Annotated in this window: 18 protein-coding genes; 17 read left to right on the forward strand and 1 reads right to left on the reverse strand. The window is 76.5% G+C overall.

The genetic code is table 11. The annotated features are described in order from the left end of the window. Nucleotides 1-85 precede the first annotated feature (85 nt). The 7 genes from F1641_RS00570 to F1641_RS00600 all read left to right on the forward strand — a co-directional run bounded on the left by F1641_RS00570 (nucleotide 86) and on the right by F1641_RS00600 (nucleotide 8,533). On the forward strand, nucleotides 86-619 hold the full coding sequence (locus tag F1641_RS00570) for a GtrA family protein (RefSeq protein WP_194902563.1): 534 nt from the start codon (nucleotides 86-88) through the stop codon (nucleotides 617-619). A 122-nt stretch (nucleotides 620-741) separates the two neighbouring features. After that, nucleotides 742-1,488 carry a dolichyl-phosphate beta-glucosyltransferase gene (locus F1641_RS00575; RefSeq protein WP_194902564.1) on the forward strand — a complete coding sequence of 249 codons (747 nt, stop codon included), beginning with the start codon at nucleotides 742-744 and terminating at the stop codon, nucleotides 1,486-1,488. Further along, on the forward strand, nucleotides 1,485-3,101 hold the full coding sequence (locus tag F1641_RS22685; RefSeq protein WP_194902565.1) for a glycosyltransferase family 4 protein: 1,617 nt from the start codon (nucleotides 1,485-1,487) through the stop codon (nucleotides 3,099-3,101). Before F1641_RS00575 ends, F1641_RS22685 begins: the two co-directional genes overlap by 4 nt. Next, on the forward strand, nucleotides 3,091-4,446 hold the full coding sequence (locus tag F1641_RS00585; RefSeq protein WP_194902566.1) for a glycosyl hydrolase family 8: 1,356 nt from the start codon (nucleotides 3,091-3,093) through the stop codon (nucleotides 4,444-4,446). Before F1641_RS22685 ends, F1641_RS00585 begins: the two co-directional genes overlap by 11 nt. Next, nucleotides 4,443-6,128, forward strand: coding sequence for a glycosyltransferase (locus F1641_RS00590; protein ID WP_194902567.1), 1,686 nt, complete (start codon nucleotides 4,443-4,445; stop codon nucleotides 6,126-6,128). The genes F1641_RS00585 and F1641_RS00590 overlap by 4 nt, the downstream gene beginning before the upstream one ends. Further along, complete coding sequence (locus F1641_RS00595; RefSeq protein ID WP_194902568.1) at nucleotides 6,125-7,798, forward strand: glycosyltransferase family 39 protein; 1,674 nt, start codon at nucleotides 6,125-6,127, stop codon at nucleotides 7,796-7,798. Before F1641_RS00590 ends, F1641_RS00595 begins: the two co-directional genes overlap by 4 nt. A 108-nt stretch (nucleotides 7,799-7,906) precedes the next feature. Next, nucleotides 7,907-8,533: a GtrA family protein gene (locus F1641_RS00600; protein ID WP_194902569.1), complete on the forward strand. Its 627-nt coding sequence runs from the start codon at nucleotides 7,907-7,909 to the stop codon at nucleotides 8,531-8,533. A 13-nt stretch (nucleotides 8,534-8,546) separates the two neighbouring features. Here F1641_RS00600 and F1641_RS22690 read toward each other — a convergent pair whose 3' ends face one another. After that, nucleotides 8,547-9,314: a LuxR C-terminal-related transcriptional regulator gene (locus F1641_RS22690; protein ID WP_194902570.1), complete on the reverse strand. Its 768-nt coding sequence runs from the start codon at nucleotides 9,312-9,314 to the stop codon at nucleotides 8,547-8,549. A 185-nt stretch (nucleotides 9,315-9,499) separates the two neighbouring features. On the opposite strand from F1641_RS22690, the gene F1641_RS00610 reads away from it, so the two are divergent. From F1641_RS00610 to F1641_RS00655, 10 genes are all read left to right on the forward strand, one after another. Beyond that, entirely contained in the window at nucleotides 9,500-11,239 is a 1,740-nt protein-coding gene (locus F1641_RS00610; RefSeq protein WP_194902571.1) for a hypothetical protein, read from the forward strand. Between the two features lie 131 nt (nucleotides 11,240-11,370). After that, complete coding sequence (locus F1641_RS00615) at nucleotides 11,371-11,577, forward strand: hypothetical protein (protein WP_194902572.1); 207 nt, start codon at nucleotides 11,371-11,373, stop codon at nucleotides 11,575-11,577. Between the two features lie 142 nt (nucleotides 11,578-11,719). Further along, nucleotides 11,720-12,118, forward strand: a complete 399-nt coding sequence (locus F1641_RS00620; RefSeq protein ID WP_194902573.1) for a hypothetical protein — start codon at nucleotides 11,720-11,722, stop codon at nucleotides 12,116-12,118. After that, nucleotides 12,115-13,677 (forward strand): hypothetical protein, encoded by a 1,563-nt coding sequence (locus F1641_RS00625; protein WP_194902574.1) that lies wholly within the window; start codon nucleotides 12,115-12,117, stop codon nucleotides 13,675-13,677. The genes F1641_RS00620 and F1641_RS00625 overlap by 4 nt, the downstream gene beginning before the upstream one ends. Further along, on the forward strand, nucleotides 13,658-15,184 hold the full coding sequence (locus tag F1641_RS00630; RefSeq protein ID WP_194902575.1) for a hypothetical protein: 1,527 nt from the start codon (nucleotides 13,658-13,660) through the stop codon (nucleotides 15,182-15,184). The genes F1641_RS00625 and F1641_RS00630 overlap by 20 nt, the downstream gene beginning before the upstream one ends. Before the next feature lie 334 nt (nucleotides 15,185-15,518). After that, complete coding sequence (locus F1641_RS00635) at nucleotides 15,519-17,060, forward strand: hypothetical protein (protein ID WP_194902576.1); 1,542 nt, start codon at nucleotides 15,519-15,521, stop codon at nucleotides 17,058-17,060. Between the two features lie 3 nt (nucleotides 17,061-17,063). Next, nucleotides 17,064-18,137, forward strand: coding sequence for a lytic transglycosylase domain-containing protein (locus F1641_RS00640; RefSeq protein WP_194902577.1), 1,074 nt, complete (start codon nucleotides 17,064-17,066; stop codon nucleotides 18,135-18,137). 114 nt (nucleotides 18,138-18,251) lie between these two features. Further along, the gene (locus F1641_RS00645; RefSeq protein ID WP_194902578.1) at nucleotides 18,252-18,770 is read left to right on the forward strand and encodes a hypothetical protein; all 519 of its coding nucleotides are present in this window, start codon (nucleotides 18,252-18,254) and stop codon (nucleotides 18,768-18,770) included. A gap of 340 nt (nucleotides 18,771-19,110) precedes the next feature. Beyond that, a complete protein-coding gene (locus F1641_RS22695; protein WP_194902579.1) occupies nucleotides 19,111-20,397 on the forward strand; it encodes a 6-phospho-beta-glucosidase in 1,287 nt (428 codons plus the stop codon). After that, nucleotides 20,394-21,380: a BadF/BadG/BcrA/BcrD ATPase family protein gene (locus F1641_RS00655; protein ID WP_206690354.1), complete on the forward strand. Its 987-nt coding sequence runs from the start codon at nucleotides 20,394-20,396 to the stop codon at nucleotides 21,378-21,380. The genes F1641_RS22695 and F1641_RS00655 overlap by 4 nt, the downstream gene beginning before the upstream one ends. Nucleotides 21,381-21,428: the final 48 nt, after the last annotated feature.

Consider the following 21,428-nt stretch of genomic DNA (forward strand, 5'->3'; position numbering starts at 1 on the left):
TACTGTCGTACCACCGACCGCTGACCGGCGGCTGTGCGACGGGGCACTCGGACCGAGGAACCGTCGCCGGGGGGCCGTAGTGCCAGTGGAGAAGCTCGTCGCGCTCAGCCGCGACCACCGGGCGCGGTTCGCGCTCGTCGGGCTGGGCGTCACCGGGGTGCACTTCGTGGTCCTGGCGGCCCTGCTGCCGGTGGTCGTGCCCGAGGCCGCCAACGCCCTCGCCTTCGTGGTGGCCACCCAGGTCAACTTCGCGGTGAGCTACTCATGGACCTGGGCCTCGCGCCGGGGTCCCGGCCGAGAGAGCGCGCGCCAGCTGGTGCGCCGGCTCGGCCTCTTCAACGCCTCCGCGCTGGTGGCGTTCGCCGTGAACGCCGGCGCCTTCGCCGCCGCCCACCGGCTCCTCGACGCCCCGCCCCTGCTCAGCGCGGTCGTCGCCACGGTGCTCAGCGCCGTCGTCTCCTTCGTCGTCAGCTCCCGGCTGGTCTTCGCCCAGCGGACGCTGGCGCCGGCTCCCGGCCCCGTGGTGCAGCTGCCCGCCGCCCACGGCCCGGTGCTCGAGCTCCCCGTCGACGCCGTCGACGCACAACCGTCCCGGGCCGCCTCCACGCGCTCCGCCTGACGCACCCACCCAGACCCGCACCTCCACCGCACAGCACGCGGACCCCGATCGATGGCCCGGTCGGTCCGCGGCTCCAGCCCGCGCGCCCCGCGGCGCCGCCCGACCCGAGGAAGAGGCACTCCGTGAACCACCCCCCGAAGGACCCGCGCGACGACCTCGACGTCGTCGTCCCCGTCTGGAACGAGGAGCTGCGCCTCGGCCCGACCCTGGGCGCGCTCCTGGCCCGCGCCGGTGACCTGCCGATGCGCGTGTGCGTGACGGTGGTCGACAACGGCTCCGTGGACCGGACCGCCGAGGTGGTCGACGAGGCCGCCCACCTCGCGCCCGAGAACACGCGGGTGCGGCTGATCGGCTGCTCGCGGCAGGGCAAGGGCGCCGCGGTGCGCCGCGGGATGCTCGCCAGCTCGGCGCGCTGGCGCGGTTTCGTCGACGCCGACCTGTCGACCCCGCCGTCCCTGCTCCTGCCCGTCGCCAGCGCCCTCCTCGCCGGCGACCCCGTCGTCATCGGCTCGCGGCGCGTGCCCGGGGCCGCCTACGTGGTGCCGCAGCCGCTGGTCCGCCGGCTCGGCTCGCGGGCCTTCCGCGCCATGACCAGCTCGCTGACCGGCGGCGTGGCCGACACCCAGTGCGGCTTCAAGTTCTTCAGCGCCGACGCCGCCGAGGCGATCTTCCACCGGGTCACCGCCTCCGGGTTCGCCTTCGACGTCGAGGTCCTCGCCGTCGCCGCCCGCCTGGGCCTGCCCGTCACCGAGGTGCCGGTGCAGTGGACGGACGACGCCGGCGGCTCCTCCTTCAGCCTGTGGACCCACGGCCCGCGCGTCATCTCCGAGATCCGCGCGCTGCGCGCCTCCCTGGGCAGGGCCGCGTGAGCCGGCCGGAGGCGGCGGCCGCACCCGGCGCGCCGGCCGCCCCGGGGCGCGAGCGCATCGCCGTCCTCAACTGGCGCGACCGCCGGCACCGCGCCGCCGGTGGTGCCGAGCTGTACTGCGAGCGCATCGCCCGCGAGCTGGCCGCTGCGGGCCACGAGGTCGTGCTGGTGACCAGCCGCCCCCGCGGCACCGCGGCCCGCGAGCGCACCGACGGCTACGCCGTGCGGCGCCTGGGCGGGTGGGTCAGCGTGTACCCGCTGGCGCTCCTGTGGCTGGCGCGGCACCGGGACGACGTCGACGCCGTGCTCGACTCCGCCAACGGCGTCCCCTTCTTCACCCCGCTCGTGGCGGGCGAGCGGCCGGTGGTGCTGCTCGTCCACCACGTCCACCAGGACCTCTTCGCCCGGGCGCTGCACCCCCTGGCCGCCCGCCTGGCGCGCTGGCTCGAGGGTCCGGCGACGCGCTCGGTCTACGGCCGGCGCACCGTCGTGGTGCCCTCGCCGTCGGCCCGCACCGCCGTGCGGCGCAGGCTGCGGCTGCGCGGACGGGTGCGCGTGGTCCCCGGCGGCACCGACACCCGGCTGCTGGAGCACCGCCGCGCCCCGCGGCCCCGGGTGGTCGTCGTGGGCCGGCTCACGCCCTACGAGCGCCTCGACCCCCTGGTCGACGCGATGGTCGACGTCGCGGCGCGCGTCCCCGGCGCCGAGCTGCACCTCGTGGGCGACGGCTGGGGCCGCGAGCCCCTGCAGGACCGGGTCCGCGCCACCGGCGCGCCGGTGGTGTTCCACGGCCGGCTCTCCGACGACGAGCGCGACCGCGTGCTCGCCACCGCCTGGCTCACGGTCAGCTCCTCCGACGGGGGTGACTGGGCCCTGTCGCTGCTCGAGGCGAACGCCGCGGGCGTCCCGGCCCTGGCGCGCCGCGTCACCGGGGTGCGCGACACCGTGCGCCACGGCGAGACGGGGTGGCTGGTCGACGAGACCAGCGCAGCCGGTGGCGCCGACGGGGGCGCCGCCGTGCTGGCCGACGCCCTCGTGCGGGCCCTCACCGAGCTGCAGGACCCGGCCGAGGCCGCCCGGCTCTCCGCCGGCGCCCGCGCCTGGGCCGCGCGCTTCACCTGGCAGCGCAGCGCCGAGGGCGTGCTGGCCGCCGTGCGGGCGGAGGCCGCCCGCGGCGCCCGCGCCCGGCGGCGCCGCGCCCGGGCCACCGGTGCGGGGGAGCGCCGCGCCGGCAACGACGTGACGGTCGTGCTCGACGTGCCGGTCACCTCCCTGCCGGACGGGTGGGAGGACGGCGCCCGCCGCGGCGACGACGTGTGGGCCCGCGACGGCGAGCGCGTGCGCGCCCTGCTGCCGGGCGCCGACGAGGTCGACGCGCTCGGCCTGCTCCGCCGCCTGGGCGCCGACCCCGCCGACCCGGGCGTCAGCGTGCTGGTCGCCCGCCACGCCGACCTCCTGGACGCCGACCCGACGGTCGGCGCCGCCCGCGCGGCTGCCGCGCGGGAGGTCATCGACCTCACCACCGCCGAGCAGCCCGCCGACCAGCACGCCGGGCAGCCCGCCGACCAGACCCCTGACCAGAGCCCGACCTCCGGAGGCCGTCGTGTCCGTTGACCACCTCGACCGCGCCGGTGGCCCGCCTCCGGGCGCTCCGCCGCAGGAGCCCGACCGCAGCGGCGGGGGGCGTCGCCCGCGCCGCCGCCTGCTGCGCGGGGCCGCCCTCGCGATGGCCCTCGTGCTGGTGCTCGGCGTCGCCGTCGCCCTGGCGGGCGGCCCGCGCCGCGCGGTGGACGCCGTGAGCTCCGACCCCGCCCTGGCCCAGTCCGACCAGACGATGCTCGAGGACCTCTGGCTCGGGTACCGGGACGACTTCCTGGAGGAGGGCACGCGCCGCACCGTCGACCCCGTCGACGGCGGCATCACCACCTCCGAGGGCCAGAGCTACACGATGATGCGGGCCGTCTGGAGCGACGACCAGCAGACCTTCGACGAGAGCTGGCAGTGGGCCAAGGACAACCTGCAGCGCCCCGACGGGCTGCTGTCGTGGCGCTTCGGCCCCCTCACCGACAGCGCTGACGGCACCTACGGCATCCAGACCGACCGCGGCGGGCAGAACACCGCCAGCGACGCCGACGTCGACGTCGCCTTCGCGCTGCTCATGGCCCACTCGCGCTGGAAGGACGACGACTACCTCTACGACGCGCTGCCGCTGGTCGGCGCGATCTGGCAGGCCGAGGTCGTCGAGGTCGCCGGGCGCCCGGTGCTCGTGGCCAACGACCTGGAGCGCAACGACGCCACCTCGGTGCTCGTGAACCCCAGCTACTTCGCGCCGTACGCCTACCGCGCGTTCGCCCACGTCGACCCCGAGCACGACTGGAACGGGCTCGTCGACAACACCTACACCGTGCTCGAGCAGCTCAGCACCGAGCAGATCGGCGACGGCCCCGAGGCCGCCGGGGTGGGCCTGGTGCCCGACTGGGTGCGCCTGGACCGCGAGACCGGCCAGGCGCTGCCCGCCGACCTCGCCGCCACCAGCGGGGGCTCGGGCACCGACTTCGGCTACGAGGGCCTGCGCCTGCCGTGGCGCCTGTCGCTGGACCACCTGTGGCACGGCGAGCCGCGCGCCCTCGCGCTGCTGCAGCAGCAGGCGCCGGTGCTCGCCGCAGCGCGGGACGACGCCGGCGAGCTGCCCGCGGTGTACCAGCGCGACGGCCAGCGCGCCGTCGACTACACCTCGGTCGCGATGGCCGGCGGCGCGATCGGCGCCCTGGACGCCGCCGACCCCCGCGCCGCCGACGAGGTCTACCGCACCCAGCTGCGCCCCCAGTACGACGCCGACCTGCGCCGCACCCCCGAGCGCCTCGGCTACTACGACGCCAACTGGCTGTGGTTCGGCACGGCCCTCCACCTCGGCGCGCTGCCGAACCTGAACACGAGCCCCGGGAGCGACGTCCCATGAGCCAGACCACCTCCGCCCGGCCCGCCGGGCCGCCGGTGCCCGCCGGGCAGCAGCCGGCCGCGCAGCACGTCCCCGACGAGTCCTTCCTGGAGCCGGTGCCCAGCCGCGTACTCCTGGTCGGCAGCTTCGTGCTCGCCGTGGCCTACGTGGCGATGATCTGCTTCGCCTTCCAGCGCGGCAACGCCCTCCTGTTCTGGCTGCTCGTGGTGACCGAGGTCTTCCACCTCGCCCAGCTGGCCGGCTACTGCCACACCGTGTGGGGCCGCGACCGCGCCCGCCCCTTCGCCGCGGGCTTCGCCGGCGGCGTCGACGTCTTCATCACCGTCTGCGGTGAGCCCGTCGAGGTGGTCCGCGAGACCGCGCTCGCGGCGCTGGCCATGCGCTACCCCGGGCCGGTGCGCATCGCGCTGCTGAACGACGGGCTGGTGGCCAAGAAGGCCGACTGGCGCGACGTCGAGGTGCTGGCCGCCGAGCTCGGGATCGAGTGCTTCACCCGCACCACCCCCGGCGGCGCCAAGGCCGGCAACATCAACCACGCGCTGCGCCGCACCGAGAACCCGTTCGTCGTGGTCTTCGACGCCGACCACGTGCCCCACGACGACTTCCTGCTCCACGTCATGGGGTACTTCACCGACGAGCGGCTCGGCTTCGTGCAGACGCCGCAGTACTACAAGAACTTCGACGAGAACCGCGTCACGCGGACCTCCTGGCAGCAGCAGACCCTGTTCTTCGGGCCGATCATGAGCGGCAAGTCGCGCCTGGACTCCGCCTTCCTGTGCGGCACCAACATGGCCATCCGGCGCACGGCGCTGGAGCAGGTCGGCGGCATGTGCGAGGAGAACATCGCCGAGGACTTCCTCACGTCGCTGTTCCTCCACGAGAAGGGCTGGCGCAGCGTCTACGTGCCGAAGGTCCTGGCGCAGGGCCTGGCCCCGGACGACTTCCTCAACTACTACAAGCAGCAGTTCCGCTGGACCCGCGGCAGCCTCGAGGTGATCTTCAAGTACAACCCGCTGCTGCGCCGCGGCCTGTCCTTCTCGCAGAAGGTGCAGTACCTGACCTCGGCCAGCTACTACCTGTCCGGCGCCGTGGTGCTGGCCGGGGCGCTGCTGCCGATCATCTTCCTGCTCACCGGCCAGACCCCGATCGTCACCTCGACGATGGTGCTGGCGCTGGTCTTCGTGCCCTACCTGTGGCTGAACCTCGCGGTGCTGCAGCGCACCAGCAACGCCTCCTACAGCTTCCAGGCGATCGCCTTCTCGCTGTCGGCGTGGTGGCTGCAGCTGTCCGCCCTGACCGCGGTGCTGCTGCAGCGCAAGACCAGCTTCGTGGTCACCAGCAAGGCCGTCGGCGCCGGCGGGCAGCCGAACTTCCTGCGGCTCGTGGTCCCGCAGCTGGTGTACATCGGCGTCGCCCTCACGGCGCTCGCCGTCGGCCTGGCCCGCGAGGGGACGTCGGCCTCCCTGATGGCCAACGCCGCGTGGCTGTCGGTGCACGTCGCCATCTCGCTGCCCTTCATCGCCGCCGCGGCCCCGCGCCGCGCGCAGCCCGCCGCCGGCGGTGCTGACGACGCGGTGCTCGACCTGCGCGAGCGCGACCTGCGCGACCAGCCGACCGCCGTCCGCCCGACGGCCGGCCCCACCGCCACCGCGCCCGCCCTGGCGGGGGAGGAGACCCGATGAGCACCGCCCTGGACGACCGCACCCTCGCCCCGGGCGAGCGGCCCGGGGCGCCGGCCGGCGGCGCCCGCGCAGGGGCCCCCGCGGGCGGCCTGCCCGCCCTGCGCCGCCGGACCCGGCGCACGTGGGACGGGGTCGAGGGCTTCGCCGCGCGGCACCGCCTCGCCGTTGTCGCCGGCGTGCAGCTCGCGTGCGCCGCAGCGGTCCTGCTCCTGTCGCGCCTGTACTTCGCCGGGCTCAGCATGCGCCTGGACGAGGCGCAGAGCCTCGGGCAGACGGACCACCGCTACTCCGAGGTGCTCGTCACCGTCGCCCAGGACGTGCACGTCCCGGGCTACCACCTGCTCCTGCGCACGTGGCGGCTGCTGTACGGGACCGACCTGGAGACGGCTCGCGCCCTGTCGCTCATCTTCTTCCTGGCGTCGATCCCCCTGCTGTACCTGGTCGCGCGCAGGGCGCTCGACACGCGGTGGTCGCTGTTCGCCGTCGTCGTCTTCAGCCTGTCGCCGTTCATGAACTGGTACGGCAACGAGGCGCGGATGTACACGATGCTCGTGCTGGTCACCCTGGCCAGCCAGCACTTCTTCCTCAAGGTGCTCGACCCGGCCACCACCGGCCGCTGGGGCGCCTGGGCCGGGTACGCCGCCACCGCGGTGGTCGGGGCGTACACCCACTACTTCTTCCTCTTCGTGCTCTTCGCCCAGGGCGCGTTCTTCCTCGTCGCGCGCCTCGCGCCGTCGGGACGCAGCTGGCGCGGGGTGGGCCGCATGGCCGGCACCGCGGCGCTGGTGTGCCTCGCGCTCGTCCCGTGGCTGCTGTACTTCACCGCCAGCGGCGCCGCCTCCGACACCCGGCCCCAGCTGCCCTCGCCGTCGTCGGTCGACTTCTCCAACGTCTACTCGCAGTTCCTCTTCGGCTTCCAGAGCGACGCCGCCAACACGGTGCTCGTGGCCACCTGGCCGCTGCTCGCGCTCGCGGGCCTCGCCAGCGTGCGCGTCGGGGTGCGGATGTCGCGCGCCACGGCGTACCTGCTGGTGGCGGCCTTCGGGCCGGTGCTGATGGCCTTCGCCGTCAGCCACCTCATCACCCCGTTCTTCCTGTCCCGCTACATGATCGCGGCGCTGCCGGCGCTCCTCGTGGTCGTCGCGGCGTTCCTGCGGATGCTGTCGAAGCGGGTCGGGGTGGCGCTCGCGGCGGTGCTGCTGGTCGCGACGGTGGTGGGCACCGGGGTGCAGGCCACCTCCGCGGCCACCCCCGTCAAGGAGGACTACCGCGGCGCGGCCGAGCTGCTGGAGGCCAAGGTGACGCCGTCCGACCTCGTCGTGGTCAGCTCGCCCTTCACCATCTGGCCCTTCGAGCGCTACTACGACGGCGCCGCCCGCGTGGTGACCCTGCCCGAGTGGGACCGCCGCCAGGAGGGCGGCCTGCCCGCCTTCGACGAGGCCGCGCTGCCCGGTCAGGTCGACGAGCTCGTCGCCGGCCACCAGCGGGTGTACCTGCTGCTGAGCTACGACCAGGGCTACGAGGACGCGGTGGAGCAGTACTTCCGCGGCCACTACCAGCAGGTCTACGCCCAGGAGGTCTCCCCGGGGATGCAGCTGGTGGGCTTCCGCACGGGGTACAGCCAGAACAGCGCCGTCGAGGACCAGCAGCGCACGGCGCCCCGCCGCTGACCCGCCGCTGACCCGCCGGGGGAGGACCCCGGGACGGGCTCCGCGAAACCCCTCCCGGCGGCGTCGCGCGACCACATACTGGCCGCAGGTGACGTCCCGGGAGGGATCATGACGACGCAGCGCGCCGTGGCGCTGGGAGTGCTCCGCGACCCGCGGGCCCGCTTCCTCGTGGTGGGTCTCGCCTCGACGGCCGTGCACCTGGCGGTGCTGTCGCTGGCGGTGCACCTGGTGGTGGCCGAGGCCGCCAACGCCGTCGCCTTCGGCGTCTCCGTCCAGGCCAACTTCGCCGCGAGCTACTGGTGGACGTGGTCGAGCCGGCGCGCTCCGGGCCGTGAGAGCGCCGGCCGCCTGGTGCGGGCGTGGGCGCTGTTCCACGGGTCGGCGCTGGTGGCCTTCGGGGTCAACTCCGCCTGCTTCTCGGCCGCCCACCGCCTCCTGGACGCCCCGCCGCTGGTCAGCGCGCTGCTCGCGACGGCCGTCAGCTGCCTGGTGTCCTTCGCGGTGAGCAGCCGGCTCGTCTTCGCCCGCCGCGAGGTCCTCGTGCTGCCGGAGGCGGCGCTGGTGTCGTTCGCGGGCCCCGCCGCCGCGCTCGCCCCCGCCGCCGTGCTCGCGCCGGTGGCGGGGGCGGCGCTGGCGGTCGCCCCGGTGGTGCCGGTGCTGGCCGTGGTGCTCCCGGCGCAGCGCACCCCCGCGGGGCGCGAGGCGTCCGCGGTGCCCGTGCTCGCCGTCCTCTGAGGTCGGCGGGCGGTCAGCCGACCTCGGCGCGCAGGTCGACGACGGCCGGTGCGCTCCCGCACTGCGCCCGGGGCGAGAGCAGGCCGAGCTGCTCGGCGAGGACCCGCAGGTCGACCTTGGTGCCCACGGGCACGCCGCGCACCGCGAGCTTGGCCCGCATGCGCTTGAGGTACTCCTTCGCCGTGCCGACGGTGATGCCCATCCGGCGGGCCACCGACTTCACGGGCAGGTCCGCGCCGTAGAGGCGCAGCACCTCGCGCTCCTGGCGCGAGAGCAGGGCGCGCACCTCGCGCACCTGGGCGCCTGCCGCGGCGGCGGCGGGGGAGACCCACGGGGTCCCGGCCGCGGCGGCGGCCACCGCGCGCCGGAGCTCCGCGACCGGCTCCCACGCGCCGACGGAGCACAGCGCGCCGTCGGCCAGCGCCTCCTCGGCCAGGCCCACCTGCCCCTGGCCCATGAGCAGCACCAGGCGGTGCTGGCGGGCCAGCTGCGCCAGGTCGGCGGTGGCCGGCGAGCAGCCCGAGCAGGTCAGGTCGGCCACCACCACCGAGCGCGGGGGCAGCGCCCCGCTGCCGACGGCGACCACCTCGGAGCCCCCGAAGGCCGCGGACAGGCCGACCGCACCCAGGGGGTGCCCGCCGACCAGGCCCAGCGCCGGGCCCGGGCGGGCCGCGCCCCGTGCGTCTGCGGTGTCCGTCCGCTGCAGCAGGTCCGTCGTCCCCCGCGGGCGTCCGTCGCCCCCACTGCCGTCCACCTCGTGCTCCACCAGCACCGTGCTCACCCCCGTGCGCGCCCGGACCTCGCCGGGCAGGTCGACAGGGTGTTCGGCAGCGGGGGCGCGGTGCCAGTCGAGCGCGACACTTCCACGAGCGTTCGAGGAGACCCGCGGCACACCGGGAGCGCCATGATCACCGTTCGGTCACGAACCCTGACGCAGCGGCACCCTCCGGGGCAGAGTCACCGGTGGTGGACGACGTGACGAGCGCTGGCGCGGGGGGCGGTGGCGGCGCAGCGCCGGGGGTGCCCCCCGGCCTGGAGGCCGTGCTGGTCCGCCTCGTCGACCCCGCGACGTCCACCCGGCGCACCGCCGCCGCACGCACGCGCCTGGCCAACGACCCCACCACCCGGGCCCTGCTCGAGGCGGGCGTGGCCGTGCTCATGGAGGAGATCGGCGGCACCGGGGAGGTCTCCGCCGCCGGCTCGGGCGTCGCCGGCCTGCCCCAGGCCCGGTTCCTGGAGGTGCTCTCGGCCCGCCGGGTCGCGGCCGCCGCCACGGCCGCCGGGCCGCTGCGCGTGACCTCGTGGCACCTGCGCGACCGGTGGCCGCGCTCGGCCCCCTACGTCGACGACCTGCTCGCCTACGCCCTGTGGCCGCAGCACTGGCTGACGGCCTACGCGACGCGGATGCGCGACCTGCAGCCGCCCGCCGGGCCCGCCGACGTTCCCCGGGTCCTCGCCGCCGTCGCCGACGCCACCCTCGTGGTGGGCGCCCTGCCCATCTCCAGCCGCCTGGAGGTGCTGGCCAGCGCGCTGGGGCCGGTGCGCCCCGGCCTGCGGGCGGAGCGCGCCCGCGCCCAGGCCCGCCTCAACGCCACCTGGGCCACCGCGTGGACCGAGCTGTTCCGGGCCGCCGGGTACCGGCCGCGCTCGCCGCGGCACCTGCTCGACGGCGTCCGTGCGGCGGCGGCGCTCGCGGAGGGGGCCAACCTGCGTCTGCTGGCCCTCGGAGACACCCCCGAGCGCCGGGCCGAGGCGGTGCGGCTGCTCGTCGCCGGCGGGACGGCGCTGGCCCGGGCCTGCCTGGAGCCGGCGGAGCCCGCGGAGGCGCCGGGGGCCCCGGGCGCTCGGGGTGCTCCCGGCGGGGCCTTCGGCCGGTGGCCGGTGTGGGCGGCCGACCCCGAGGGCGACCTCCCCGCCGTCCTGACCCGCCTGACCGACCCGCTCTCGGGCGCGCGCCGCACCGCCGCCGCGCGCGAGCGCCTCGCGCGCGACGGCATCACCCGCCAGCTGCTCGTCGGCGGCCTGGAGGTCCTGGCGGAGGAGTTCGGCGTCACCCGGCCCCGGCCGGGGGGAGCGCCCGCGCCGCCGCCGGCGCCGTCGCGCTTCTTCGACGTGCTGTCGGTGGCGCGGGTCGTGCAGGTCGCCCGGGCCGCCGGCGGGGCCGGGGCGAGCGCCACCAGCGCCCGCCTGCGCGACCGGTGGCCCAACCGGGAGCACTTCGTGGACGACGTCGTGGCCTTCGCCGTCCGCGACGCCTCGCTGGTGGTCGCCTCCGTCCCCGACCAGCGCCCCCGCACCGGCGTGGAGCTGCGCGACGCGACGCGGCGCTCGGCGGAGGCCGCCTTCACCAGCCACGACCGCAGCCCGGGGCTGCGCCTGCGGCTGCTGCTCACCACCCTCGCCCGGGCGCGCCCGGTGGTGGCCGCGCGGCTGCGCGAGGCGTACGCGCGCGAGGACGCCGTGGTGGCCGCCCGGCTGGAGGCGGTGGCGACCGCCACGGGGGCCGGGCTGCGCGACGACGTCGACCCGACCGACCTGTGCCGGGCGATCGGGGCCCTGGGCGAGGGGACGGCGATGCGGGTGCTGGCCACGGGCGACGACGGCCGCGACGACCCCGGCGCGGCCGGTGAGTCCCTCGCGCTGCGGGCCGCCACCTGGATCTACTGGGGCGCGATGGTCCAGGGGGTGCCGCCCCACCGGCGGTGATCACGGTGCGTGACCCCCGAAGGGGAGGCCCCCACCACGGGTGCGGCCCCCTCCCGCGGCCTGCCGTCCGGTGCCACGATCGGGGCTGACGGCCGTCCAGCAGCGGGCGCCGCCCGTTCTGAGGACCACCCGTGCCCCCCACCGCCGACCGCCGCCGCCGACCGGGGGGCATCGCCGATGCCGCCCGCCGCGCCCGTGACGCCCGATGGGCCGCCGAGGCCGAGGAGCGGGCCGCCGCCGCGGCAGCTCCGGCCGCAGCCGCAACCCCCGCAACCCCCGCAACCCCCGCCGTCCCGGCCACCCCCGTGGCCGACGAGCCCGCGACGCCCGCGGACTGACCCGGCCGCGCCTCCGCCGGCGCCCCCGGGCTGCCGCCCTCCTGCTGCGCCCTTCCCCAGACCTCCCCCTGCGGGGGACCCATCTGGTACACATGGGACAGATGGTGCAGTTGTGATCTGCTGCGCCCGGAGGAGGAACCTGGTGGGCGTCTCAGCGGTCGCGGTGCCGGCGGTGCAGGCCGCCCACGCGCTGCACGGCTCGCTCCTGGCAGCCTCGGCCACGCCGTCGCCCACCGACGACACCGACTACGGCACCTCGCGGGAGTTCCTGCGCCGGATGCTGGAGGAGTCCTCGCCCTCCCCGGGGCCCTTCTCCTCCTTCGCCGGCCCCGCCGGGCGCCTGCTCGGCGTGGTGCTGTTCCTGGTGCTCGTGGCCGCCGTCCTCGGCCTGGTGATCTCCCTGATCGCCGCCGTCGGCGGGCTCCGCAAGGGCTCGAAGGCCACCGGGTCGCTGCTGTCAGCGGTGGGCTGCGCCCTCGTCATCGTCATCATCGGCGCGTTCTCCACCTTCACGCTCGGCTGGTTCGACCTCCTCACATGAGGCCGGTCGCCGGTGGAGCACCCGTGCGGGCCGAGCCGGCCGCGCCGGGCCTCGCGACGTCGCTGCTGCTCGCCCTGCTCCTCGTGCTCGTGCCCACCGGCGCGGCGCTCGCGGCGTCGGCGCTGCCGGTGCCGCCCGACACCTCCGGCGCCGCCGCGGCCCCCGGCGCCGACGACCCGGTCTCCCGAATCCCGGTGCCCTCGCCCTCCACCGGCGCCACCGGTGACGCCACCGGCACCGCCGCGGGGGCGGACGGCGCCGCGGGCTCCGGTGCGTGGGCGGCGTCGTGCCCCAGCGGCCTGTTCGGCTGGGTGAGCTCGCCGGGGGCCGCCGACGACTGCCTGGCCGACACCCTCGGCGACTCGGTCAGCTGGATGTTCGAGTACTCGGTCACCACCGTGACCACGTACGTGGCCTTCAACCCGCTGCGCGGGAACTACTGGCAGGTCTACCTCTGGCACTTCGGGCTGCTCGTCGTCGTCGCGCTGCTCGTGGCGGTGGTGCAGTGGATGGTCTCGCTGGTCGTGAACGGTGCCGCCGAGGGGATGCGCTCGGCGGGACGGTCGTTCGTGCTGCTGGCGGTGGGCCTGCCGGGGGCGTTCTCGGTGCCGTTCTTCCTGCTGCTGGTCGACGCCGGCGTGCTCGCCGTCACCGGTGCCTTCGCGGGGGTGTTCGCCTCGCGCGTCACCGAGCTGGCCGGGCAGGTGTCGAGCGCCGTCGCCCTGGGCGACTCACCCGGCGCGCTCCTCGCCGCGGTGCTGCTGACGGCGTTCCTCTTCCCGCTGCTGCTGGTGGTGCTGTTCGCGTTCGTGCTGCGCCAGATCGCCGTCTACGCCATCCCCGTCTTCGGGCAGTTCGGCCTGCTGCAGGCCATCGCGGGCGACGACGGCGCCGCGCTGCGCACGTACTTCCGCATCATGGCGGGGACCCTGCTCTTCCCCCTGCAGTTCGTCGACCTGATGGTCATCGGGGTGTCGTTCCTCGACTTCTCGACCGCCGACGAGAGCTTCATCAGCCTGCTCTACATCATCGGCGTGGTGCTGTTCGCCCTGCTCGGGGGCTCGTTCCTGTCGCTGGTGTTCGGCACCTACGCCGGGCACGCCGCCTACGCGGGCGCCCGGCGGGCCGGCCAGCGGCGCCGGCAGCGCGGCCGGTTGTGGCGGCCCTCGCGCAGCGGTGACCGGCCCCCCTCGCGGCTGGAGCAGAGCCGGCTGGCTTCGGCCGCCGGGGCCCGCTGGGACGCCCGCCGCGCCGACCGCGAGGCACGCCGCGAGGATCGCGCCGCCGCCCGCAGCCGCGCCAACCCCCTGTACTGGCTCGGCCGCGCGCCCGAGCACCGCACCCCCGCGGCGGGCACCCGCCCCGACGGCGCGCCCGGCGGACCGGGCGCGACCGGCTCCGGGGACCCGTCGGGCCCGCGCACCTACGGCGACCGCGCCCGCGAGCGCCGGGGACGGCGCGTCGGCGGCTCCTCGAGCAGCGCCGGCGGCAGCGGTGGTCCGGGCCGGTCCGGCCGCCCCCCGAGAGGCAGGAGCCCCCGTGGCCCGCGTCCCCAATGAGTACGTGGTCGGCGAGCGGTCGGTGACGTTCGCGGCGCTGGCCCGCGGCAGGTTCGCCCGCGAGGCGCTGCTGCCCTGGTTCTTCGTCGGCGTGTTCGTGCTCAGCGTGCCGCTGGGCGTGTGGGCGCGCAGCCCCGAGCTGATCGTCACCGGGGCGGTGCTCGGGGTGGCCGGCGTGGTGCTGTTCTCGGCCCCGTTCGGGGTGCGGCCGCTCTACCAGCGCCTCCTCGACGTGGTCCGCTGGCGCACCCTCGCGCGCGGCGGCGAGCTGCGGTACTCCTCGGCCGGCGGCTTCGCCGGCATGGAGGGCGGGCGGCACGCGCCGGGGCGCCCGCCGTCGGCCTTCGGGCGGATCACCTGGCGCGACGTCCCCGTGTCCCTGGGCCGCCCCGCTGCCGACGGCGACGTGTGCGTGTTCTTCCAGCCCGAGGCGGGCGGTGGCGGCCACTACGGGGTCACCGTGCAGGTCGACGCCGCGTGGGGCGGCCTGCCCGACGTGCTCCGCTCGGACCGCCTGCGCGGTGGGCTGGCGCGGGCGCTGGGGCAGCTGTCGGACTCCTTCGACAGGGTCGCCATGTACTCGGTGTGCTCCTACACCGACGTGAGCGCCCTGCCGCCGCCGTCGGACGCGGCCCCGGCGTCGTTCCGGGCCGCCACCGAGGCCTCGCGCGACGACGCCGCGGCCCACCCCACCTACGAGCACTTCCTCACCCTGTGGGCCACCTCCTCGGCGCCGCTGCGGGCCGCCGCCCGCCAGGCCCGGGCCCGCGGGGAGAGCGACCCGCACCTGGCCGCTGCGCGCGTCGTCGCCGCCCGGCTGGAGGCCGCGGTGCCGCTGCTGGCCGCCGCGGAGGTGGTGGTCCGCCGGCCGCTGGACGCCCAGGCCCTCGCCGGGGTGAACCGCGGGCTGCTCGACAGGTCGGTGTCGCTGTGGGACGACGCGCCCACCGACCTCTCGCGCATGGTGCCCCCGATGGAGGTGCACCCCACGCACGTGGGCGTGCACGGCCGCCACGGCGACGGGTTCCTGCGCGGCTTCGAGGTGGCCGGCTTCACCGACGAGGTGAAGACGTCGCAGTCGCTGGTGCCGCTCCACACCCTCGGCGCCGCCGTGCGCGGGCGGACGCTGGAGTACGTCACCGCGGTGGTGGTCGACGTGCGCGGGCGGGTGGCCACCCTCAACGAGGCCCAGCGCCACGACCAGGGCACCGAGCTGCGCCGGCAGGTCCGCGAGTCCACCTCCCACCTGCGCGCCAGCCTCGACCGGCCCGCCGACGAGCGGCAGCACAACGTCTCCTCCGCCGGTGGCGGCTGGCACGGCGGCTACGGCGCGGGGTTCTTCGTGGTCAACGCCGCCTCCCTCGACGACCTCGACGCCGACTGCGAGGCCCTCGTCGCCGCCGCCCGGGGCTGCGGGGTGCACCTGTCCCCCGTGGCCGCGCTGCGCCAGGACCAGGCGGTGGTGGCGGGCACCCTGCTGGGCCGGGGGCTCGCGCGTGTCCTCTGAGCGGCGCCCCGCGCAGCCGGTGGCCCGCCGCCGCGCTCCGCAGGTGCGCCCCATCGCGGTGACCGACCGGTCACTCGCAAGGGGCCCATCCGCGGAGCCTCCCGTCGACGACGCACCGGGTCGGACACCCGCAGACCGGGTGTCGACCACGCGCCCCGCGCCGCCTGAAGGCCCGTCACCACGGAGCTCGTCATCGGGGAGCTCGTCATCGCGGAAGGCGCCGCGCTCTGGTGGGGGCGCTCCGAGGATGCGCCCCATGGTTGTGACCGACCGGTCACTCCCAAGGGGCCCATCTGCGGAGCCCCGGGAACCGGCTCCACCGGCCCCGGTCGCGGTGCACCCGGCCCCGGCCCCTCCGGCCCCGGCACCTCCGAGTCTGGCCCGCGCTCGCGAGCGGGGCCGGCGCGCCACCGAGGCCGCGTGGGACGGCGTCGCCCGCGCAGCGGCCGCGATCGCCTACCGCCTGCGCGAGCCGGGTGACGGCACGGGACCGCGGCCGCCCGTCGAGCACGGCGCGTCGCTGGCGCCCACCGGTGACGAGCGGTCCCGCCTGGTCGCCCTCGCCCGGGGCCCGCTGGGGATGGACGACTACGGCGCTCCGCCCATCCGCAGCGACCTGTACGCCCTGCAGCCGCTGTTCCCCTTCGCGCACAGCGCGCCGTGGGACTCGCCCGAGGGCGTCTTCGTCGGGTACGACGCGCACACCGGCGAGCCGGTCCGCCACAGCGGCCGCGCGTGGTTCTCCGCCGGGACGTCCGGGTCGGCGACGCTGGTGCTGGGGTCGAAGTACGCGGGCAAGAGCGCCCTGCTGAAGTCGTACCTGGTGCGGGCCGTCGCCGAGCACGGGTTCCGCGCCTGGGTCTACGACACGCGGGCCGTGAACTACGTCGAGCGGGTCGACGGCGTGGAGCGGGAGGTCTCCGAGGGGGAGTTCTGCGCCCTGGTGCGCGAGGCCGGCGGCTCGGTGCACCGCTTCTCCAGCGGCGGGCCGCTGCGGCTCAACCTGCTCGACCCCCGCCTCTTCGGCGCCCGCGACGCCGGGGGCCGGGAGGGGCTGGTCCGCTCGGTGCTGCAGTTCCTCGCCGGGCGCCGCCTCACCCCGCAGGAGGGGTTCGCGCTGCGGGTGCGGCTGGCCCGCCTCCTCAGCGCCCCGCACGACGACGAGCGCGCTCCGACCGTCGTCGACCTGCGCGCGGCCCTGCTCACCGCGCCGGCGGACCCCGCGGCGCCGGTGCCCGAGGAGCCCACCGCCTCGACCGTCACCGAGGGCGAGCTGTTCGCCTGGGGGCGCGACCTCGGGCTGCTGCTCGACAGGCTCGTGCACGGTGACCTCGCCGGATTCGTTGACGGGCCCACCTCCGACACCGTCGACCTGGACGCCGACGTCGTCACCTGGGACCTGTCGGAGGTGGCGAGCACGCACCCCGACGTCGTCCCCGTGCTCATGGCCGCCTCGGCGGCGCTCGTGCTCGGCAGCTGGACCGCGCCCGGCAAGGGGTGGGGCGTCGTCGTCGTCGACGAGCTGTGGAACGCCTTCCGGGTGCCCGAGCTGGGCGTGGTGGTCCAGGAGGTGATGAAGAAGGCGCGCACCCTCGGCGTGGAGTTCCTGGGGGCCACCCAGCACCTGGTCGACATGCTTGAGGGCGGCAGCTTCGTCAGCGACGCCGACATCGTCGTGTCGTTCCGGCAGGAGCCCGTCAACGCCCGCGTCTTCGGGCGTCACCTGGGGTTCTCCGACGTCGAGGTCGACGCCCTGGAGCAGCTCGGCGCCCACCAGGCGGTGTGGAAGGTGCCCGGCGAGCCCGCCCGCGCCGTGCAGCACGTGCTGCACGGCTGCGAGCAGCGCATCGCCGACACCTCCCAGCGGCTCGTCTGAGGCGTGCCGGGAGTGGGGCTGCGCCGCCAGCTGTGGTGGTTCGCCGGCATCGCGACCGCCCTGGTCGTGGCGCTGGTGGCCGTGGCGGTGACGCTCGCGGGCGTGGTCGTGGTGGTCGGCGTGCTGGCCGCCCGAGACCCCCAGCGGGGGACGGCGCCCTCCACGTCGTCGGTGGCCGTGGCCGACGGCGCCGTGCCCCAGCGCTACCGCGCCGCCTTCGACTACGCCCTCACGCTCTGCCCCGCCCTGCCCGCTCCCGTGCTCGCGGCGCAGATCACCCAGGAGTCGGGGTGGGACCCCCGCGCGGTCAGCTCCGCCGGCGCTCGCGGGCTGGGCCAGTTCATGCCCGGCACGTGGAAGGAGCACGCCGTCGACGCGAACGGCGGGGGAGCGGAGATCACCGACCCCGCCGACTCCCTGGCCTCGGCCGCCGCCTACGACTGCCACCTGATCGACCAGGTGAGCGGCAAGGGGTACGACGGCGACGCGGTCTCCCTGATGCTCGCCGCCTACAACGCCGGGCCGGGTGCCGTGGCGCGGTACGAGGGGGTGCCGCCGCCGTCGTTCTCCGCGGGGCAGACCCACGACTACGTCGCGGCCATCACCGCGATGGCCGCGCGCGACACCGTGGAGACCGTCCCGGGCCTGGTGGTGGCGGGGTCCGTCCCGGAGCGGCCGCTGCCCGCGTGGCCGGTGGGCGCCGACGGGCTCGCACCGAACGCGGAGTTCGGGCGCCGGTGGCTGCAGGCGAGCTTCGGCGTCGTGGTGCCGGTGTCCTCGTGCGTCGCGAGCGCCGGGCACGTCGAGGACAGCTACCACTACGACGGCCACGCCTGCGACGTCATGGTCTCCACCGCCGGCTCCGTGCCCGACGCCGCGGGCACCCAGCTGGGGTGGGCCGTGGCGAACGCCCTCGTGGCCGACCACCGCGGCCTGGGGGTGGAGCAGGTGATCTGGCAGGGCCGGATCTGGACGGCGCAGCGGCCCACCTGGCGCGACTACGAGAACCCCCTGGGCTCCTCGGTGACCCTCGACCACCTCGACCACGTGCACGTCTCCTTCGACCGCGGGCGATGATCACGGGGTGCCGCGCCGCCTCCTCGACCCCGGGACGTCGACGCGCCGCACCCCGCAGGCCCGCGAGCGCCTCGCCGCGCACCCCATGACCACCGCTCTGCTCGACGCGGGGGAGTGCGCCTGCTGCTCGCCGAGCTCCAGCCCGCCGCCGCCGGTGCACCCGGCGCCCCCAGCAGCGCCAGGTCCTTCGAGCACCACTCCGCCGCGGCCATCGCCCAGGCCGGCCAGCTGCTTGCGCTCCTGCCGCCCGGCCCGACCGTCGACGACGCGGCCGCCGTCCCCGCCCGCAGCGACCTGCACGCCTGGAGCGACCCGGTCACCACGCGGGCCGGGGTGCTCTCGTGCGCGCTCGCGGCGTCGCACCCGTGGCTGCGTGACGTGCAGCGGCGCAACGACGCGGTGTACGACGCCGCGTGGGGCACCGCGCTCGCCGGGGTGCCGCGCGGCGCGGGCCGGGGGATGCGCGAGGGCGTCGCGCTCCGGCTGGTGGCGCACGGGGAGACGCCCGCGGACCAGCGGCTGGCCGACGCCGACCTCACCCGCGGCTGCGCGGCGCTGCTGCGCTCGCCCGGTCCACCACCGCGGTGCTCATGGCCCTCCTCGCGTGATGCGATGGGTGTCAGCTGGAGTTGAGGTGTGTCACGTCCGATGCACATGGGGGGGCGGTCCTCTTCGCGCTGTGGCGTCGTCCCGTCCCCCTCACCGGTCGAGCCGCGCACCTCGCGTCGGGCGCGGGCGCTGCCCCGGGCACGCTGAACGGCGGTGAGGGTCCTGGAGACCGTTCGCGGGGCTGAGGCGAGCGCGAAGGCGCTCACGAGGCTGCTCGACGAGAAGGACGACGCGCACCACGGCACCACCCACCCGTCTCGTGATCGGGTTCGACAGATGCTCGAGCACGCCGTGACGATGGTGGCGGAGGTGGACGCGCTGCTCGCTCGGTGAGCGCCGGTCATCGGAACCCCAGGAGGACCCCGTGAAGCTCGCCATCGTCGGCGGCGGCTCGACGTACACCCCCGAGCTGGTCGACGGCTTCCAGCGCTACCGCGACGTGCTGCCGCTCGACGAGCTGGTGCTCGTCGACCCCGACCCGCAGCGCCTGGAGCTAGTCGGCGGCATCGGGCGGCGCATGCTCGCCCGCGCCGGCCACCCGGCCCGGCTGACCACCACCAGCGACCTCGCCGCGGGCGTCGACGGCGCCGACGCGGTGCTGCTGCAGCTGCGCGTCGGTGGGCAGGACGCGCGGCACGCCGACGAGACGTGGCCCCACGAGGTGGGCTGCATCGGCCAGGAGACCACTGGTCCCGGCGGACTCGCCAAGGCGCTGCGCACCGTGCCGGTGGCCCTGGCCATCGCCGACGTCGTCCGGGAGCGCGCGAAGCCGGGCGCGTGGATCGTCGACTTCACCAACCCCGTCGGCATCGTCACGCGGGCGCTGCTGCAGGCCGGGCACCGCGCCGTCGGCCTGTGCAACGTGGCCATCGGGTTCCAGCGGCGCTTCGCCGCGGCGCTGGGGGTGCCCGCCGACGACGTGCAGCTCGGCCACGTGGGGCTGAACCACCTGACGTGGGAGCGCAGCGCGGTGGTCGGCGGCGTCGACAGGCTGCCGGGGCTGCTCGCGGAGCGGCTGCAGGAGGTGGCCGACGACGTCGAGCTGCCGCCCGCGCTGCTGGCGGAGCTGGGGTCCGTGCCGTCGTACTACCTGCGCTACTACTACGCGCACGACGAGGTGCTCGCCGAGCAGCTCACCAGCCCCACCCGGGCGGAGGCGGTGCGCGCCATCGAGCGCGAGCTGCTGGCCGTGTACGCCGACCCGTCGGTCGACACCAAGCCGGCGGCGCTGGAACGCCGGGGTGGGGCGTTCTACTCCGAGGCCGCCGTCGAGCTGCTGGTCGCGATGCGGGGCAGCCGGTGGGGTGGAGCCGCCGGCGGTCCCGTCGGCCGCCCGCGCGTGGTGGACCTGCGCAACGACGGCGTCCTGCCGTTCCTCCCGGACGACCACGTCATCGAGGTGCCCGCCACCTTCACGGGCGGCCGGTTCGTGGCCGAGCTGGTGGCGCCGCTGCCGGAGGCGGCCCGCGGGCTGGTCGCCGCCGTCGCCGGGTACGAGCGGCTGGCGCTGGACGCGGCCGTGCACGGGGGCCGCGGGCGGGTGCTCGCCGCGATGCGGGCGCACCCGCTGGTGCTGCAGCACGCCCGGGCCGAGAGGCTCACCGACCTGCTGCTCGCGCAGAACGCAGGGTTCCTGCCGTGGGCGCGGTGACCAGTCCGCGCGTGGTCGTCGCCGTCGACGGCGGCGGCAGCAAGACCGACGCCGTCGCCCTCGACCTCGAGGGCCGCGTGCTGGCCCGCGCCCGCGGCACGGGCAGCAACCCGCAGACCGTGGGGCTCGCCCCCTCGGTGGAGGTGGTGGGCGCCCTGGTGCGCGACGTGAGCGCCGCGGCCGGCGGCGCCGAGCGCGTGTCCGGCGTCGACCTCTACCTGGCGGGCATGGACCTGCCCGTGGAGGTCTCGACGTACGCGCGGGCCCTGGACGGCTGTGACTGGGCCGTGGACCCCCTGATCGACAACGACCTGTTCGCCCTCCTGCGCAGCGGCACGAGCGCCCCCGACGCGATCGCCGTGGTCTGCGGCACCGGCATGAACGCCGTCGGCCTGCGGGGCGACGGCGAGCGGGTGCGCTTCCCGGCGCTCGGCGCGCTCTCCGGAGACTGGGGCGGCGGGGCCGGCCTGGGGGCGGAGGCGCTGTGGCACGCCGCGCGCGCCGTCGACGGCCGCGGTCCTGCCACCGCTCTGGTCGAGGGCGTGTGCCGGGTGATGGGCGTCGCGTCGGTGCTGGAGGTGGTGGAGCAGATCCACCTGGGACAGCGCCCGGGGTCGGACCTCAACCGCATGGCCCCGGAGGTCTTCCGCGCCGCCGGGGCCGGAGACGAGGTGGCCGGTGCGCTGGTCGACCGGCAGGCCGACGAGGTGCTCGCCTTCGTCGCGGCGATCGTCAGGCGGCTCGACCTGGCCGCCGAGCCGGTGCCCGTGGTGCTGGGCGGCTCGGTGCTGCAGGCCGGGCACGCCCGCCTCACCGAGCGGACCACCCGGGGGATCCTCGCCCTGGCCCCGCACGCCCGCGTGCTGCGCCCGAGCGGGGCGCCCGTCACGGGCGCGGCGCTGCTGGCGCTGGAGCGGGCCGGTGCCGGCGCAGCGGCGCTGGACCGCGCGCGCTCCGAGCTGGAGTCACCCGCGACGCCGTGATCATGCAGAGGACCCGCACCTCGAGCCCCGAGGTGCGGGTCTTCTGCA

It is taken from the genome of Quadrisphaera sp. INWT6 (genome assembly GCF_015390235.1).
Taxonomy (GTDB): Bacteria; Actinomycetota; Actinomycetes; order Actinomycetales; family Quadrisphaeraceae; genus Quadrisphaera.